The sequence below is a fragment of the Halomonas sp. AOP7-B1-5 genome (assembly GCF_052353045.1).
Taxonomy (GTDB): domain Bacteria; phylum Pseudomonadota; class Gammaproteobacteria; order Pseudomonadales; family Halomonadaceae; genus Vreelandella; species Vreelandella colorata.
Map to the genome: position 1 here is coordinate 213,121 of NZ_JBQTDC010000001.1, position 15,863 is coordinate 228,983.

Annotated in this window: 17 protein-coding genes; 3 read left to right on the forward strand and 14 right to left on the reverse strand. The window is 54.7% G+C overall.

The genetic code is table 11. The features are described 5' to 3' along the window. Positions 1 to 77: 77 nt before the first annotated feature. Positions 78 to 1,775: a glucose-6-phosphate isomerase gene (gene pgi / locus ACT3XD_RS01010; RefSeq protein WP_192537074.1), complete on the reverse strand. Its 1,698-nt coding sequence runs from the start codon at positions 1,773 to 1,775 to the stop codon at positions 78 to 80. A 100-nt stretch (positions 1,776 to 1,875) separates the two neighbouring features. Here pgi and cmoA point away from each other — a divergent pair, with 100 nt between their 5' ends. Both cmoA and cmoB read left to right on the forward strand, forming a co-directional pair. Next, positions 1,876 to 2,619: a carboxy-S-adenosyl-L-methionine synthase CmoA gene (gene cmoA, locus ACT3XD_RS01015; protein WP_192537073.1), complete on the forward strand. Its 744-nt coding sequence runs from the start codon at positions 1,876 to 1,878 to the stop codon at positions 2,617 to 2,619. Further along, positions 2,620 to 3,612: a tRNA 5-methoxyuridine(34)/uridine 5-oxyacetic acid(34) synthase CmoB gene (gene cmoB / locus ACT3XD_RS01020; protein ID WP_192537072.1), complete on the forward strand. Its 993-nt coding sequence runs from the start codon at positions 2,620 to 2,622 to the stop codon at positions 3,610 to 3,612. 27 nt (positions 3,613 to 3,639) lie between these two features. Here cmoB and ACT3XD_RS01025 read toward each other — a convergent pair whose 3' ends face one another. The 9 genes from ACT3XD_RS01025 to ACT3XD_RS01065 all read right to left on the reverse strand — a co-directional run bounded on the left by ACT3XD_RS01025 (position 3,640) and on the right by ACT3XD_RS01065 (position 11,404). Next, the gene (locus ACT3XD_RS01025; protein WP_192537071.1) at positions 3,640 to 4,314 is read right to left on the reverse strand and encodes a zinc metallopeptidase; all 675 of its coding nucleotides are present in this window, start codon (positions 4,312 to 4,314) and stop codon (positions 3,640 to 3,642) included. Positions 4,315 to 4,395: 81 nt separating this feature from the next. Beyond that, complete coding sequence (locus tag ACT3XD_RS01030; RefSeq protein WP_225736054.1) at positions 4,396 to 5,466, reverse strand: App1 family protein; 1,071 nt, start codon at positions 5,464 to 5,466, stop codon at positions 4,396 to 4,398. A 62-nt stretch (positions 5,467 to 5,528) separates the two neighbouring features. Further along, positions 5,529 to 6,092 carry a type 1 glutamine amidotransferase domain-containing protein gene (locus ACT3XD_RS01035; RefSeq protein ID WP_192537069.1) on the reverse strand — a complete coding sequence of 188 codons (564 nt, stop codon included), beginning with the start codon at positions 6,090 to 6,092 and terminating at the stop codon, positions 5,529 to 5,531. Between the two features lie 167 nt (positions 6,093 to 6,259). Next, positions 6,260 to 7,687: a sulfate adenylyltransferase subunit CysN gene (gene cysN, locus ACT3XD_RS01040; protein WP_192537068.1), complete on the reverse strand. Its 1,428-nt coding sequence runs from the start codon at positions 7,685 to 7,687 to the stop codon at positions 6,260 to 6,262. Then, the gene (cysD, locus tag ACT3XD_RS01045; protein WP_192537067.1) at positions 7,687 to 8,649 is read right to left on the reverse strand and encodes a sulfate adenylyltransferase subunit CysD; all 963 of its coding nucleotides are present in this window, start codon (positions 8,647 to 8,649) and stop codon (positions 7,687 to 7,689) included. Before cysD ends, cysN begins: the two co-directional genes overlap by 1 nt. Positions 8,650 to 8,824: 175 nt before the next feature. Next, positions 8,825 to 9,562 carry a metallophosphoesterase gene (locus ACT3XD_RS01050; protein WP_192537066.1) on the reverse strand — a complete coding sequence of 246 codons (738 nt, stop codon included), beginning with the start codon at positions 9,560 to 9,562 and terminating at the stop codon, positions 8,825 to 8,827. Beyond that, on the reverse strand, positions 9,562 to 10,008 hold the full coding sequence (locus tag ACT3XD_RS01055; RefSeq protein ID WP_192537065.1) for a DUF1249 domain-containing protein: 447 nt from the start codon (positions 10,006 to 10,008) through the stop codon (positions 9,562 to 9,564). Before ACT3XD_RS01055 ends, ACT3XD_RS01050 begins: the two co-directional genes overlap by 1 nt. 2 nt (positions 10,009 to 10,010) lie before the next feature. Continuing rightward, complete coding sequence (locus ACT3XD_RS01060; RefSeq protein ID WP_192537064.1) at positions 10,011 to 10,685, reverse strand: NUDIX domain-containing protein; 675 nt, start codon at positions 10,683 to 10,685, stop codon at positions 10,011 to 10,013. A 74-nt stretch (positions 10,686 to 10,759) separates the two neighbouring features. Then, positions 10,760 to 11,404 carry a tetratricopeptide repeat protein gene (locus ACT3XD_RS01065; protein ID WP_192537063.1) on the reverse strand — a complete coding sequence of 215 codons (645 nt, stop codon included), beginning with the start codon at positions 11,402 to 11,404 and terminating at the stop codon, positions 10,760 to 10,762. A 189-nt stretch (positions 11,405 to 11,593) separates the two neighbouring features. Here ACT3XD_RS01065 and greB point away from each other — a divergent pair, with 189 nt between their 5' ends. Continuing rightward, the gene (gene greB / locus ACT3XD_RS01070) at positions 11,594 to 12,124 is read left to right on the forward strand and encodes a transcription elongation factor GreB (protein ID WP_192537062.1); all 531 of its coding nucleotides are present in this window, start codon (positions 11,594 to 11,596) and stop codon (positions 12,122 to 12,124) included. Here greB and ACT3XD_RS01075 read toward each other — a convergent pair. The 4 genes from ACT3XD_RS01075 to ACT3XD_RS01090 all read right to left on the reverse strand — a co-directional run bounded on the left by ACT3XD_RS01075 (position 12,121) and on the right by ACT3XD_RS01090 (position 15,820). Next, the gene (locus tag ACT3XD_RS01075; protein WP_192537061.1) at positions 12,121 to 12,858 is read right to left on the reverse strand and encodes an SIMPL domain-containing protein; all 738 of its coding nucleotides are present in this window, start codon (positions 12,856 to 12,858) and stop codon (positions 12,121 to 12,123) included. The genes greB and ACT3XD_RS01075 overlap by 4 nt on opposite strands. Before the next feature lie 148 nt (positions 12,859 to 13,006). Beyond that, on the reverse strand, positions 13,007 to 14,290 hold the full coding sequence (locus tag ACT3XD_RS01080) for a TRAP transporter large permease (protein WP_192537060.1): 1,284 nt from the start codon (positions 14,288 to 14,290) through the stop codon (positions 13,007 to 13,009). Positions 14,291 to 14,301: 11 nt separating this feature from the next. Next, positions 14,302 to 14,775: a TRAP transporter small permease gene (locus tag ACT3XD_RS01085; RefSeq protein ID WP_192537059.1), complete on the reverse strand. Its 474-nt coding sequence runs from the start codon at positions 14,773 to 14,775 to the stop codon at positions 14,302 to 14,304. Positions 14,776 to 14,833: 58 nt separating this feature from the next. Continuing rightward, the gene (locus tag ACT3XD_RS01090) at positions 14,834 to 15,820 is read right to left on the reverse strand and encodes a C4-dicarboxylate TRAP transporter substrate-binding protein (RefSeq protein ID WP_192537058.1); all 987 of its coding nucleotides are present in this window, start codon (positions 15,818 to 15,820) and stop codon (positions 14,834 to 14,836) included. Positions 15,821 to 15,863: the final 43 nt, after the last annotated feature.

Here is a 15,863-nt window from a genome sequence, read left to right on the forward strand (position 1 = left end):
GCAAAAAGCTGTATATCCAGCCATGCCTTTTACTTGATTAAGAAAAGTGCTGCATGCATTTATAGCTACCGCGGCAGCTACTTATCCTGCTCGGCGGCCCAGAACGCTTCGATCAAGCCGCGGCTGGAGGCATCCATACGCGAGACATCCCCTTCGCCGTCGATAATCGCCTGGGTATCGGTGGCAATCTGCTTACCAAGCTCCACGCCCCACTGGTCAAACGGATTGATATCCCAGATGACCGCTTGCACGAACACCTTGTGCTCATAAAGCGCAATCAAAGCGCCCAGGCTGTGAGGGGTAAGCTTATCCAGCAGCACTGTAGTCGATGGCTGGTTGCCGCGGTAGCGTTTGTGCTCAGGGCGTGGTCCATCATCTTCTAAGGCGTCATCGCCCAGCATTAGAACGCGGGATTGGGCGAAGCAGTTGGCAAGCGCCAGCCGGTGCTGTGCTTTAAGGTGGCGGCGGGTGTCCGGGTCTTCGACCTCATCATAACGCTTGAGCGGGGCGATAAAGTCACACACAACCGACTGGGTGCCCTGGTGAAGCAATTGATAAAACGCGTGCTGGGCGTTGGGGCCCAGCTGCCCCCAAAGTACCGGGCAGGTCGAATAGCTGACCGCCTGGCCCTGGCGGGTGACCGACTTGCCGTTGGACTCCATTTCCAACTGCTCAAGATAGGCGGCAAAATATTCCAGACGGCCATCGTAAGGCAGGATCGAGTGAGCGCGGATATCCAAAAAGTTGACGTTCCAGATACCGGCCAGGGCCAGCAGTACGGGCAGATTGTCTTCCATGGGTGCTTCACTGAAGTGGCGGTCCATGGCATGGGCACCGGCCAGCAGTTCGCGAAAATGCGCCATACCCACGACCAGGGCAATCGGCAAACCAATCGTGCCCCACAGCGAGTAGCGCCCGCCTACCCACTCCCAGAATTTAAGCTGATGATCTGGTGCAATCCCCCACTCGCTCATTTTCTCGGGGCTGGCCGACACACCGATAAAATGCTGACGTACGATAAGCTCAGCGCTCACCGGTGGAGCGCTGACAAAATCACTATGCTGAGTTAAACGGCCCAACAGCCAGTCTCTGGCCGTATTGGCGTTGGAGAGCGTATCAATAGTGGTAAACGACTTTGAAGAAAGTACAAAGATGGTCGTTTCGGGATTTAGACGCCCTAAATAATCGGCCAGCTGCGAACCGTCCATTGTCGAGGCAAAATGCACCTCAACGGGATGAATATTCTCAGGCCGGTAGTCAGCCAGTGCGTGCGTCACCATTAACGGCCCTAGGTCCGAGCCGCCGACGCCTAAATTCACCACATGGCGAATGGGCTTGCCCGTCGCCCCGCGCCACTGCCCGGCGTGCAAACGACACACCAAGCGCTCCATTTGCGCCAGACTTTCCTGAACCCCCGCCACTACGTCTTCGCCTTCAACGTTCAGCGTTGCATCGGCCGGCAACCGCAGCGCGGTATGCAGCGCCGGGCGGTTCTCGCTGACGTTAACCCGCTTACCGCTCAGCAGAGCATCAATGGCCCCCGGTACGCCGGCATCCTGGGCCAGGGCTAACAGGTGCTCTAGCGTATCGTCATCCCAGCGCTGCTTGGAAAGATCTAGCGTCAGGCCTGCCACATGACGGGTAAAGTGTGACCAGCGGCTGCGATCCGAGCCAAACAACGTCTTTAAATGAACGCTTTTGAGTTCCTCGGCATGCTGTTTTAGTGTCTGCCAAGCGGGCAGTTTATCGGGGGTAGCGCGTGATGCTGAGGCCATTTGCCGTCTCCTGTGGCGTCGAACCATGCAGCTCGGGTCTGTTCTGGTCAAAGTAGGGCGCGTAAACTATTACCCCCTTTTGATGACCCCCGGCTTGCCAATGAGTAATGCATCTTACCGTGACGCTATCTTTTCGACACCCCTTGATCGAGTGGCGCGCTTCTCTTTCGATGAGCAGGTGGTTGCCTGCTTCCCTGACATGATCCGCCGCTCGGTACCGGGCTACGGCCAGATCCTGGGTATGCTCAGCCTGATTGCCCAGCGCCACCTTCGCCATGGCGGTCACGTCTATGACCTGGGCTGCTCGCTCGGCGCCTCGGGCCTCGCTCTGGCAGGCGCGCTGAAACCTGATGCGTTTCGCTATACGGGTGTCGATCTTTCGCCCGCCATGGTGGAGCGCGCCCGGCAAACGTTCAGTGAAGAGTGCCCTGAACATGCCATGAGCGTGGAAGAAGCCGATATCCGCACGCTCGAGTATGCGCCATCAGGCATGATCATTCTTAACTTTACGCTGCAGTTTTTGCCCCCCGCCGACCGGGATGCGCTATTAAAGCAGCTGTTTGACGCCCTTGAGCCCGGCGGCGTGCTGGTGTTATCTGAAAAAACCGTTGATGTAGATGAGCGGGATAATGCATGGCGGGTCGAGCGCTACCACGACTTCAAGCGCGCCAACGGTTACAGCGACATGGAGATCAGCCAAAAGCGTACCGCGCTTGAAAACGTGTTAGTGCCTGATACGTTGGATGCGCTGCATCAGCGCTTACAGCAGGCAGGCTTCCCACGTACGGTAACGTGGTTCCAGTACCTGAACTTTGCCTCTGTCATTGCGTTTAAGGAGAGCTAAGTGGAACTCCCTGATGATCACCGTGCGCTTTATCAGGCATTTTTAGACCAGGGCTTAACGACTTGGCTGGCTAAATTACCCGAGCAGCTGGCCCGGGGGCTTGACCGCCAGCGCCATGGCGATCTGCCGGCCTGGGAAAAAGCCGTGGCCAAACTGCCACCTCTACCTGCACAGCGCGACGTTCAGCTCGATAGCGATACGGTAACGGTGGAGCTTGCGCTCAGCGATAGCCAACAGCGCCAGTGTTTTAACCTGCTGCGTAAGCTGGCTCCGTGGCGCAAAGGCCCTTTTCAGCTGGGCGGCATTGATATCAAGACCGAGTGGCGCTCCGACTGGAAGTGGCAGCGCGTCGCGCCTCATCTAGCGCCACTGAAATACCGCAAGGTGCTGGATGTAGGCGGCGGCAGCGGCTACCACGCCTGGCGAATGACCGGTGCTGGGGCTGCATTCGTGTTGGTGATTGATCCTTCGCCGCGCTTTTACTGGCAGTTTCAGGCGGTGCGCCACTTCGTAGGCGATGCCGATGGCGGGCGCACTCAGTTCCTTCCCGTGGGTATCGAGGACATACCGGAAAACCTCGGCTTTTTCGATACCGTGTTCTCCATGGGCGTGCTGTACCACCGCGCCTCCCCTTTCGAGCACCTTCAACAGCTGAAAGCAGCCCTGGCGCCGGGTGGCGAACTGGTGCTGGAAACGCTGGTGGTGGAAGGCGACAAGCAAACGGTGTTTGTGCCCGGCGAGCGCTACGCCGCGATGCCCAACGTCTACTTTCTACCCTCCTCCAAGGCGCTCTGCCACTGGCTCAGCCGCTGCGGCTTTACCAATATCCGCGTGGTCGATGAAGCAGTCACCACATTGGACGAGCAGCGCTCCACCGAGTGGATGACCTATCAGTCGCTGGTCGACTTTCTCGACCCCGATGACCGCACTCGCACCATCGAGGGCTACCCTGCGCCACGGCGGGCGGTGATCATGGCTAACAAGCCAGGATAAGCTGTAAATAGCGTTTGAAATTAGTGCTTAACGGCGCAAGATCACCAGCCAGCGGCCCAGGTTCAACATGCTGGCAAGTGAAGCCGCGACATAGGTAAACGCACAGGCGGTTAACACGTGACGCGCACCCGCCATGTCGTAGGGCGGCACATAATCTTTTAAAAGAGGCAGTGCGCGGTTGAAGCTGGCATCGAATTCAACTGGTAGCGTCACCAGGTGAACCAACGCGGCGGTACCGAAGCTAATCACCGCCATGCCAATCACTAACGCCAAACCGCCCGGCACGCGCGTCAACAAGAATAAAAACGGCGCGGCCATCATTAGAATGGCCCCCATCTTTTCTGCCTTTTGGGCAACGCCCACCAAGCGGCTGCGCGCCAGCAGCGGCGCATAGCCTTGATGATGCTGTATGGCATGACCCACTTCATGGGCGGCAACGGTTACCGCCGTGAGTGACCGCCCATCGTAATGATCGGGCGAAAGGCGCACACAGCGCGTTTCAGGATCGTAATGATCGCCAAACTCGGTCCGTTCAACGCTTACTTCATCGACACCCAGGCGCCGCAGCAAATGCTCGGCAAGCTCGGCCCCGGTACCCGGGTAATCGTCGCGGCCGCGCTGGTGACGCTTAAGCACCCACTTTGCCCATACGTTGGGCAGTATAAAAACCGCGAGTAACAGCACGATGAGTAGAACGACCATGATGACTTAGCATCCGAAATGGGAAGATAGTGGAAAGCTTCGTTTTATCATGGTCAGACAACAACGACGTTAAGGCAAGGCTTACCCTTGCGCTTCACGGCGCTCTTCTTCGAGATGCTCTTTTACATCGCGCTCGACTGCCTGTAGGCCACGCGCCGAAATATCGCCATTGGCGTGGGCGTGCTCAGCAATCAATACGCTGTCGGGGGCGAGTACCAAGTCGCACTGGGAATCTACCAGTTCATCACGAAGCCGTTGAATAGCCTGTTCGCGTTCAGGGTCTTTATCCACGCGACGGATATAGATAGCTTTGATACGCCCAGGGTAAGCCTTGACGATCTCGGCATATACTTCTGGGTCGTGTTGCCCGCTATCGCCAATCAAAATGCACGGTAGCTCATCGAACAGCGTCAACATTCGATCAATTAACATGCGCTTGTGATCCTCGGCACGGCGCGGCCAGGGGTGACGTAATGAAATCCCCCACTCGCGTAGAAAAAGAATCGGGCCAACCGGAATCCGGTTGAGCTGAAAGAACGTTTCGAGCATTTCGTAAATAGCCCAGGGCCCGCGGGATACATACAAAATGGGTCGTTCGGCCTTCTCACTTTCGCCGCGGTGCAGGGCCTGATATAGCGAGGCGACACCTGGAAATGCCGTGCGCCGATGCGGTTTGCGTACAAAGAGGCGATAAAGCATCTTCAGCTTTTCGGCAACGCCGGTAAACATGACGGTGTCATCAATATCGCTAATGATCAGCAGATCTGTTTCCGGTGGCGGTACGTATACCTCAACGTTAGTACGTACAGGCGACTGGTTTTCTGCATGCACCATGATATCCGCTCGATGCCAGGAAACATCGATAGGCAGCGAATGGGTAATCGGAAGGTGTGCATCGAAATATCCGTCCCGATCAGTCATCAACGTTAGCTGGTTTTGACCGATGCTAATGTCCACCTGTGCATTAGCGAGGCCGCGGCGAAAAATTCGTCGGGTAACGTCGGCCGTATCACGCAACATGCCGCGTCGCGGAATAGCGCGGCCAAGGGCGGCTTGGCGAAATACCCGCCCCATTACGAACACTTCTTCAGACGAGCCGTAGCCGCGGTAAGGATGAACAACCATCCCCCCGCGGCCACGGTCTCGCTTCATGGGTTTTGCAGCAGTATGGACAAGCCTTTTTACAAAGCTTGCCCACGGGCTAAACCACGACATTAAGCGTGCTGACCAGAATGACGACCTTCTTGAAGCTCTTCCAAGAGTTTGGCATTGAAGGCGTCTAGGTCTTTAGGCGTTCGGCTGGTGACAAAACCACTATCCACCACGACTTTTTCATCGACCCACTCAGCGCCAGCATTACGTAAATCCTGCGCGATGCTAGGCACCGACGTCAGCCGACGTCCATCAACCACACCGGCATTGATTAAAATCCACGGGGCGTGGCAAATAGCAGCTACGGGCTTACCGGCCTGGAAAAATGCTTTTACGAAGCTTAACGCGTCTTCATTAACTCGCAGCTCGTCTGGGTTAAACAAGCCACCCGGCAGTACCAAAGCGTGGTAATCGGATTCGTTAACATCGGCAAGCGCTTTATCAGCCTCGTAGGTATCGCCCCAATCTGTTTCAGCCCAGGCACGAATACCTTTACCGTCAGGCGTCACAATATGTACTTCGACACCGGCATTTTTGAGCGCATCGCGCGGTGAGCTTAATTCAGCCTCTTCAAAACCATCGGCAGCAACAATTGCGACACGTTTACCATTCAGTGCTTGGTTCATCATGCTCTCCTTTTCGTGATGAGGTGTGCGTTAAAAACGCCCTATTAGTGTGGCGCATCCTGAGTGAGCGTCAAGCGAATGGCCCTATTGTTTAGCCTTTCTTAATTTAACAGATACGAAAAAGCCCGCTTCTAACGAAGCGGGCTAAGGTATTGATCAAACGTAATTTAGCGCTTGAATAAGGCGTTAATGTCTTTAGCTTCCCAATGCGGGAAATGCTTGCGCACCAGCGCGTTCAGGTCACGCTCAAAGGCAGTCCAATCGGTAGTGGATGCATCGGTAGCGCTATGCGCGGCTACCGCACGTATCATCCCCGCGCCTACCGTGACGTTGGTTAGTCGATCGACGATGATAAAGCTACCCGTTTTAGGGCTGTTGCGATAATTATCGATCGGCACCGTAGCGGTAAGCTCAATTTCGCAGCGCGCAATCGCATTAAGCTCTAATACGTCAGTGGCGTGTTTTTCAAGCGTGTTGACATCGACCTGATACTCGATCGCACTGACCTGCCCGGAAAGATCGCGGGTCGCGAGTTTAAAGTCGTAGAGCTTACCCGGCTTCAGCGCTTCTTCGTGCATCCAGACCACGTCGGCGGTAAACGCATTGGAAAGCGGTACGTCGGCCTCTGCGCTCACCAGCCAGTCACCACGGGAAATATCGATTTCGTCTTCAAGCGTCACGGTGATGGCCTGCCCCGGGTAGGCTTCACTCAAATCACCATCAAAAGTAACTATCCGCGCCACTTTTGACACCTTGCCTGAAGGCAGGGCTTTTACCGCCTGACCTGGGCGCAGAACGCCAGCAGCCAGCGTGCCGCAGTAGCCACGAAAATCCAGGTTCGGCCGGTTGACGTACTGCACGGGCAAACGCAGATCCGTCAGATTATCATCCTGGCTGATTTGGGTATTTTCGAGTAATTCAATCAGCGTTTCACCGCTATACCACGGGGTATGTTCACTGCGGTTAACCACGTTATCGCCGTTTAGCGCCGACATGGGTACAAACTGAATGTCACGCGCCTGCAAATTGGTGGCAAACGCGTGGTATTCCGCTTTGATTTCTGCAAAGCGCTGCTCGGAAAAGCCGACTAAATCCATCTTATTGACGGCAATTACCAAGTGCTGAATACCCAGCAGGTCAGCAATAAAGCTGTGCCGGCGCGTTTGGGTCTGCACACCGTAACGCGCGTCAATCAGGATAATCGCCAGGCTTGCCGTAGAGGCGCCGGTGGCCATATTGCGTGTGTACTGCTCATGCCCTGGCGTATCGGCAATGATAAATTTGCGCTTATCTGTGGAGAAGAACCGGTAGGCCACATCAATGGTAATGCCCTGCTCGCGCTCGGACTGCAAACCATCGACCAACAGCGCCAGATCCACCGTATCACCAGTGGTACCGCTGGTCTTGGAGGCCAGGGTAATCGCGGCGAGCTGATCTTCGAAGATCATCTTGGAGTCGTGCAGCAACCGGCCGATCAGCGTCGATTTGCCGTCGTCCACGCTGCCGCAGGTAATGAACCGCAGAAGGTCCTTGTTTTCATGCTCGTGCAGGTACTGCTCGATATTGTCGGCGATCAAATTGGACTGGTGAGACATCAGAAGTACCCCTCGCGCTTTTTCTTCTCCATGGAACCTACCTGATCGCGATCGATGGCGCGGCCACTGCGCTCGCTGGTCCGGGTCAGGAGCATTTCCTGAATGATTTCCGGTAGCGTTGCGGCTTCTGATTCCACCGCACCGGTCAGCGGATAGCAGCCCAGCGTTCTAAAGCGCACCGATTTTTCTTCGGGCACTTCACCTGGCGCCAGCGGCAGGCGGTCGTCATCCACCATCACCTGCATGCCGTCACGCTCGACTATCGGGCGCTTGGCGGAGAAGTACAGTGGTACAATCGGGATCGATTCCAGATAGATGTACTGCCAGATATCAAGCTCGGTCCAGTTGGAAAGCGGGAACACGCGAATTGATTCCCCCTTGTTGACCTTGGCGTTGTAGACGTTCCAAAGCTCCGGGCGCTGATTTTTGGGGTCCCAGCGGTGGTACTTGTCGCGGAAGGAGTAGACGCGCTCCTTGGCGCGCGAGGCTTCCTCATCGCGCCGGGCACCGCCGAAAGCGGCATCAAAACCGTACTTGTCCAGCGCCTGCTTAAGCGCCTGGGTTTTCATAATATCGGTATATTTCGCGCTGCCATGGTCGAACGGGTTGATATTGGCTGCCCGCCCCTCTTCGTTGGTGTGCACGATCAGCTCCATGCCCGCTTCGGAGGCCATGCGGTTACGAAACTCGATCATTTCGCGAAACTTCCAGGTGGTATCCACGTGCATCAGGGGAAACGGCGGCGTACCGGGATAAAATGCCTTACGCGCCAGATGCAGCATCACCGAGGAGTCTTTACCGATCGAATACAGCATGACCGGGTTACTGAATTCAGCCGCCACTTCACGAATGATGTGAATGGACTCGGCTTCTAGCTGTTTTAGGTGCGTTTGACGCGCGGCATCAAGTGCGCCAGGCACCTCACGCCGCGGCGTCGAAGAGAGTGTGGAGAACTGAGTCATGGTCTACTACCTCACAAAACAAGCCGATTCTTATAAGCTTGCAGTACACGCTGAATTAAAACGTTATACGCTCGATTGTGAGTAGAGTAACGCCGAGTTAATAATAACCCAAAAGAATTAATAACTATCTTTTTATTCTTTTATGAAATAAGCAACATAGAAAGCGTGATATCGTCTAGACATCAACGCGTTCAACCCAGGTTTGCCACTCTTCACCGTTAAGATCCACTACTCGATAACCAGGCCTTGAGGCTTCATCGATGGTGAACGTTTCGGCACCCGGCATAAACTGATCCGACATCGCCGGGCAACCATAGACGTCTACACGTCCGCCATCCGCTAACCCGATGTGCTGGGCATACGCCTGATGCGCGTGGCCGAACAGTACGATCTTGACCTGCGGGTAAGCGCTCAGCACCTGCCAAAACGCCTCCCGGTCCTGCAAACCGATAGCATCCATCCAGCTAGCGCCAACGTCTACCGGCGGATGATGCATGGCGATCAGCACGGGACGGTCGTCCTCTTTAAGTAGTGCAGACAACGCCTTCAGCCGCTCGCTGCCCAACTCTCCATGGGGTTGGCCTGCCACCTGTGTATTAAGCAGCAGCAGGCGCCATTGCTGCATATCAACCGCTTCTAGTAGCGGATGCTCCGCGCGCATCAGATCGATCTGGTCGTGATTGCCCGGCAGCCAAAACCACGGGCAGGGCAAACTCGCCAGTGCGTCGCTGGCAAGCGTATAAGACGCGGCGGTTTCGTCCTGGCTGACATCCCCCGTCAATACGATGATATCCGGGCGTTCGGCAACCGCTGCCGCGAGAACGCGTTGAAAATGCAGCCACGGCACACCGGCGCGCGAGCGTGCATTGATATCAGCATACAAGTGGGCATCGGTTATCTGCACCAGGCGCATTAGCGCATCTCCGGTAAATCGTAGGTGTGACCATGGGCCAGCCCGTGGGCTAACCATTCGCCCAAAAAGCGATTGAGCTGTAGTTTTTCGTCAGGCTGATGCATGTGCGCATTAGGATAGCGATAGCGGCCACTGAAGTGGCGCTGGCGCTGAAAATCCGTGACTTCCGCCATACGCACATCATGATATAGGTGAACGCGCATGCGCGGACCTTCCATAACCGCATCCAGCGGGCCACTCTGAGTGACCTCTACCATAGTGGTGTAAGGTGCATGCTCCAGTACTTTAAGCTGCAAATCGCCAAAGTGCTGTTCATCACTACTTAGAGCGATCTCGCGGCGTTGCCCGCTCTCCATATCACCAACTAGGCGCAATAAACGCAGATAGTTGGCGCTGCACTCCCCTTGGAGCGACTTTAAATCGGTGACATAGGCTGTTCTTGCCATGCTCACTCCTCGTGGTTTTCGCTTGAGGTGAGGGCTCGCTGGGACAACGCGCGCAAGGAGGCGCGTTGGCCATTGAGCCAGTGCAGTCCTATCAAACACATGGCGTTGTCGAGTCTCCCCTGCGCCAAGAGTTCCCAAGCGGTGGGAAAAGACACCACGTGAACGCGAATATCTTCATGTTCTTCATCAAGACCATGAATACCGCTTACGCCCTGCGTATCAACCAGCCCACAAAACAGCGTTACACGCTCATTGCAGGCCCCAGGGCTTGGGTAATAGGTATGTATCAGGGTTAACGGCCCTACTTTGCAGCCTGCTTCTTCCAGCGACTCACGTCTGGCAACATCTTCAAGCGACTCATCTTTATCAATCAGGCCCGCTACGAATTCAAGTTTCCAGGGGGAAACGGGGTCGTTTACTGCACCCGCGCGAAACTGCTCAACCAGCACCAGCGCATCGCGTGCGGGGTCATAAAGCAATACTCCCACCGCATCGTGTCGGCTATGCACTTCGCGGTGCATGGGTTTGCTCCAGCCACCTTCAAAAAGGCGATGGCGAAGCTCCATCTTTTCTAAGCGGAAAAAACCCTCATAGAGCGTCTCGCGCTTGAGCAGCTCAACATCGTCAAGGCTCAGAAGCGGTGTGTTTAATGATACTTTTTCAACGCTGGACGCCATGAGGCACTCCCGGTGATAACAATCGTTCTATTATCAGTGCTTGCTACCGGGAATGCCAATCTGGCCAGGAGGGATTATAGACGGTTCAACATGGCCTGGGCATCGCGGCGCAGCGCTTCGTCAGAAAGCTCGCGCTGCGCACGCGGGGTGCCGTTCACTGCGCGCTCGGCGTGCTCGCGGGCCGCATTGGTATCGCCTTCATCAAGCAAGAACTCGGCGTAGTAGTAGTTGACATCGATGCCGTCAGGGCGAACCTCGACGGCGCGCTGGAACATTTGCCGGGCTTTATCGCTGCTGCCAAAACTGATCGGGCGCCCCGGCACGTTGTCGTAAAGCGCGCCCAGCGTGACGTACGCAGAACCGTTGCCACCCTGGGGGTCGAGGGAAATGGCCCGCTCAAGCACATCGCGTGCATCACCAGCTACACCCAATGCGCCAAACCCACCACGTTCACGCGCATAAGAGGCCAGAATAATTCCTTGCCAGACCAGCAGATCAGCCTGATCAGGGTTCGCATTTACCAGGGTAGCTGCTTCATCCGCCAAGGTTTTAAGGGTGCTTTCGCGCTGGTTGGCAGGCAGATCGCTCATCGTATGTTCCCAGCGATTCTTCAGCGAGAAAAGCTCGCTCTCGTAGCCAAAGGCCGTTGCCGAGGCAAGCGCCAGCGTACCGCTGAGGGCGGTGGCAATCAGTAAACGTGAAACGGGTATGGCGCGCATGACAGTCTCCTGGATTATTTTTATCAGCGTAGCGTTTAAGGGTTAAATCGCCCACCCCGACAATGTAACGAACGTTTGAATGATTCGCTAGTGACTCCGGTCATTCAACATGCTTTTACCTAAGAGGCTTTTTTTCACGTAGAGTAAGTGTCTTAAAAGTGCCGCCCCTACCGAAATGAGAGCACGCGAATGAAAGGCCGTAATATGACCCGCTGGCGCGATCCGGCAAAAGATCCACGCCAGGCACCCAAAAGCAATTTGATTACCGCTGAGGGCGCCGCGCGTTTACGCGGCATTTTGGATCACTTGTCCAGAGTCAAACGCCCCGAACTCTCAACAAAAGTAGGCGAAGCCGCCGCACTGGGCGATCGTTCCGAAAACGCTGATTACACGTATAACAAGAAAGAGCTGAACCGCGTGATTGCCCGGATTCGCTACCTGACAATACGCTTGGATGAACTGCAGGTGGTCGACCGGCTACCGGCGAATCTGGATAAAATCTTCTTCGGCGCCTTTGTCGATCTGGAAGATGAAGAGGGAGAAGCGCTGCAACTTCGCATTGTGGGTCACGACGAGATCGACACCCAAAAACGCTGGATCAGCATCGACGCGCCCATGGCTAAAGCGCTTCTCGGCAAGCAGGTCGATGACGATGTAAAGGTACTTACCCCCAATGGCGAAGTGCTCTACACCGTGACCGGCATCCGTTATACCGGTTAATCCTTTAATGCATAGTCGATAGTGGTCACCACACGAACTCGCTTGATATTGGGCGTATAGCTGTCTAGATCCTCGATAGAGAAATAGCCCTGCGTCGCCTGGCGTATCTGGCCCACCTGACTTCCCGAGTCTTCAGCAAACTGCTGGGCGGCATTGCGCGCATCGGCAGTGGCCTCGGCAATCATTTCGGGCTTGATCGCCTCCAGCCCGGTAAACAGGAATTCGGTTTGATACTCGTAGCTGGGCGAGAGTAAAACACCCTGGCGCACCAGCGACGAGGTGCTGGGGATCGCCTGCATCACCCCTTCTACATCCGGCGAACGCAGCAGTAGCGTGGCTTCTGCGCGGTAGCGCTCATCAGGGCGCTGCCCGCCATATAGATTACTGAACTGATCGGTAATCCTGGGTGGCGTGGTGCTGATATGTTCAGGAGCAAACCCCTGGGCTTCCAGAAAGCGGCGAATTGCCTGGTTATTATTGGAAAGCTGCTCTTCCAAGTCACTTAAACTGTTCGCGCTAACGCTGTAATTAAACGGCCACAACACCAGGTCTGCCGCTACTTCGCGCTCGGCCAACCCACGAACCGTGACATTGCGCGAAGACTGCTGCCATACCTCGGCCGCCTGCTTGATGTAGCTACCGCCCCCAACCAACCCCACCGCCAGCAACCCACCCAGCACGACAGCACTGCCTAACATCACGATATTTCTGCTGTTTCTAACCATCACGGCCACCCCGCACAACGTTCATTAAATTGCCCAATGCTTATCAGCATCATAGCGGTGAAATGTTATGCTGTCGGCAGCCGAATGTGGCAAGTGTGAGGAAATATTGAGCTAGCCTTTTCACCCTTGCCCCTACTGTGCATAGAAACCACCGCGATTAGAAAACCAGTGTAGGCAACATCAATGAAAGCGCTGGAATGAATGTCACCAGTAGCAAAATGCCTACCATTACCAGCCAGAAAGGCATGACGGCGCGAATAAAGGATGAAACGTTAATTCCCGTGATACTGCAGGTAGTAAACATCACCGTGCCTAACGGCGGCGTAATCGTGCCAATGGTGGCATTGATAATGAAAATAATGCCAAAGTGAACGGGATCCACACCAAATTGAGCAGCTACCGGCGCCAGCAGCGGCGAAAGTACGATCAAAATGGCGTTGCCTTCCAGAAACATGCCTAAGACCAATAACAGTACGTTAGCTAGCAATAGGAAGGCGATAGCACTGCCAACCTGGGTAGACAACATCATAGCGATCTCCTGAGGAATTTGTTCCCAGGTAAGAAAGCGTGCAAAACCCGATGCGACGGCAATGATGAACAGCACATTAACTGATGCCAAGAGCGACTCATTGGTCGCCAGCGCTATCGTCTTGGGCGTCATCTGCTTATAAATGAAAACACCCACGATGAGAGCATAAAGCACTGCAATGGCCCCTGCCTCTGTTGGCGTAAAAACGCCAACTCGGATACCGCCAATAACGACCAGAGGCAGCATCAAAGCGATAAGGCCGGCACGCGTCACGCTAATCCACTCCTTACGCGCTACTTTCGCTCGCTGGGGTGGCTGGTAGCCGTAACGCCGACACAAGAAGGACACCAGCACCATTAGGCTGATTGCCATCAAAACGCCAGGCACCACACCAGCAAGAAAAAGCCGTCCAATGGAAACATTATTGACGTAGCCATACACGATCAAGGCGATGCCGGGAGGAATAGTCGAGGTAATAAGTGACGAAGCTGCGGTTACCGCGCTAGAAAAAGGTACGGGATAACCTTTAGCCGTCATGCTGGGCACCAAAAGTTTGGCATTCATGGCTGCGTCGGCAATATTAGAGCCTGACAGCCCCCCCATAAAAGTACTTAACAACACATTGGCTTGTGCTAATCCACCATGCATACGACGAGTCAGCAATTCAGCAAGCTTCAGCAACCGGTCGGTTATGCCTGAATAGTTCATGAAAACACCCGCCATAATGAAAAATGGAATGGCGAGTAAAGAAACCGACTCCAGACCACCGGCCAGACGCTGAATAAGCAGCATCATGGGTTGGTCAGCCCCTACGATGAAATAGAGAAACGTCGAAAAAAACAGTGCAAATGCGACGGGGGTACCTAACAGAAACAGTAAAAACAGTGCGCCAAGCGCAATACTGACAGCCATGTGGTTAGCTCCTAAGATGAATGTTGCTGAACCAGCCGCACGACACAGTGATAAATCATTATCACTGCACTAACGGGGATCGCCACATGAATCCAGTAATAGGGAATTTGCAGCATTGGTGTACTGCGATACGCTGAAAAGCTGAGTAGCTGGGTCCCCCAATAAAGCATTACCGCGGCACTCACCAAGATGATGCCCACACTGAATATTTGCTCGTTCCAATGCGCCAATCGTGGTGGGAGCTTATCGGTCACAAAACTAATGAACACATGCTCCCTGCGGCGCACCAGGGCGCTAGCGCCCAGAAATGCGGCCCACACTAAAAGCATTTGAAGAATCTCTTCCGTCCAGGCCAGGGGGCTGTTAAATAAATAGCGCATGAATATATTGCTAATCGCCACCAGGAAAAGCGCAAAAATGGCGGCGGTCGCGATGACTTCATCAAGACGCATGAATCGGTCTAGCCACGTGAAGATACGCTGCATATCAGACACCTCAACTTGGCTCCCCGGCTAACCGGGGAACCATGCGATCACAGGATGATCAGCCGTTAATGATTTCGTAAACCTTGTCGTACAGACCCTCGCTCCATTGAGGAAACGCGGATGGAATCTGCTGTGCAGCCCGCTCGCGGAAAGGCGCGATATCAACTTCATGAATCTCAACGCCTTCACTACGTAAACTCTCTAGTGCCTGTTCGCTGTTATCCGCTACCAGCTCAGAGAGATACTCTGCCATCTGCTGACCGGTATCCGTCATAATTTGCTGCTGCTCTTCACTGAGCTGATCCCAAAAAGACTTTCCGGTAACGAAAGGCGCCACGGTATGCATATGAGACGTCAAGCTAAGATGTTTCACCACCTCGTGGAACTTGCCCCCGTAAAGTACCGCTGCAGGATTTTCAACGCCGTCGACTATCCCCTGCGCCAGCGCAGGATAAACGTCACCCAGCGACATCGGCGTGGGTGTTGCCCCCATGGCACGTATGGCTTCCACATACATTTGCGAGTTTTGAACGCGGATACGTATACCATCAAGATCAGCAGGACTACTAACTGGCTCGCGTGATAGCAGGTGGCGTGCACCATATACCGCATTTGGGATGACGATGTGGTAGCCAGACTCATCCACCTTTGCCATTTGCTCAGCAAACCACTCCGAGTCAAAAATCTTGAGCTTCGACTCAAAATCTTCACTCAGATAAGGTGCATCCAGTACCGCAAGGTCGGGAACGGAATCGAGAAAATTACTGTAAGCAGTAATCGAGATAATCGGCGCACCAAAGCGTGCCTGTTCCATGACCTCCGTTTCCGAACCCAGCTGGCTGGCAGGAAACGCTTTCAGTTCCAGCTCACCATTGCTTGCCTCATTCACCCATTCGGCCCACTGCTTGACGGCTACATCCACCGGCTCGCCGGGCTGGTTGCCGTACGCAACGCGGATCTCAGTGCTGGCGTGAGCAGTCGTAGCAACGCCAAGCGTTGTAACAGTTGCAAGCGTAATAGCGATAGACAGTTTATTCAGGCGCATTAAGCACTCCTCTTCTTCTTGTGTTTAACCGTAGGTGTGGTGT

Excerpts from the sequence above, each read along its gene's own strand:
- greB (WP_192537062.1), top strand. The coding sequence starts at position 11,594 with ATGAAAGGCCGTAATATGACCCGCTGGCGCGATCCGGCAAAAGATCCA.
- cysN (WP_192537068.1), bottom strand. The coding sequence starts at position 7,687 with ATGTCTCACCAGTCCAATTTGATCGCCGACAATATCGAGCAGTACCTG.
- ACT3XD_RS01090 (WP_192537058.1), bottom strand. The coding sequence starts at position 15,820 with ATGCGCCTGAATAAACTGTCTATCGCTATTACGCTTGCAACTGTTACA.
- ACT3XD_RS01050 (WP_192537066.1), bottom strand. The coding sequence starts at position 9,562 with ATGCGCCTGGTGCAGATAACCGATGCCCACTTGTATGCTGATATCAAT.
- ACT3XD_RS01035 (WP_192537069.1), bottom strand. The coding sequence starts at position 6,092 with ATGAACCAAGCACTGAATGGTAAACGTGTCGCAATTGTTGCTGCCGAT.
- ACT3XD_RS01025 (WP_192537071.1), bottom strand. The coding sequence starts at position 4,314 with ATGGTCGTTCTACTCATCGTGCTGTTACTCGCGGTTTTTATACTGCCC.
- ACT3XD_RS01085 (WP_192537059.1), bottom strand. The coding sequence starts at position 14,775 with ATGCAGCGTATCTTCACGTGGCTAGACCGATTCATGCGTCTTGATGAA.
- ACT3XD_RS01060 (WP_192537064.1), bottom strand. The coding sequence starts at position 10,685 with ATGGCGTCCAGCGTTGAAAAAGTATCATTAAACACACCGCTTCTGAGC.
- ACT3XD_RS01080 (WP_192537060.1), bottom strand. The coding sequence starts at position 14,290 with ATGGCTGTCAGTATTGCGCTTGGCGCACTGTTTTTACTGTTTCTGTTA.
- ACT3XD_RS01055 (WP_192537065.1), bottom strand. The coding sequence starts at position 10,008 with ATGGCAAGAACAGCCTATGTCACCGATTTAAAGTCGCTCCAAGGGGAG.
- cysD (WP_192537067.1), bottom strand. The coding sequence starts at position 8,649 with ATGACTCAGTTCTCCACACTCTCTTCGACGCCGCGGCGTGAGGTGCCT.
- cmoA (WP_192537073.1), top strand. The coding sequence starts at position 1,876 with ATGAGTAATGCATCTTACCGTGACGCTATCTTTTCGACACCCCTTGAT.
- pgi (WP_192537074.1), bottom strand. The coding sequence starts at position 1,775 with ATGGCCTCAGCATCACGCGCTACCCCCGATAAACTGCCCGCTTGGCAG.
- ACT3XD_RS01065 (WP_192537063.1), bottom strand. The coding sequence starts at position 11,404 with ATGCGCGCCATACCCGTTTCACGTTTACTGATTGCCACCGCCCTCAGC.
- ACT3XD_RS01030 (WP_225736054.1), bottom strand. The coding sequence starts at position 5,466 with ATGAAGCGAGACCGTGGCCGCGGGGGGATGGTTGTTCATCCTTACCGC.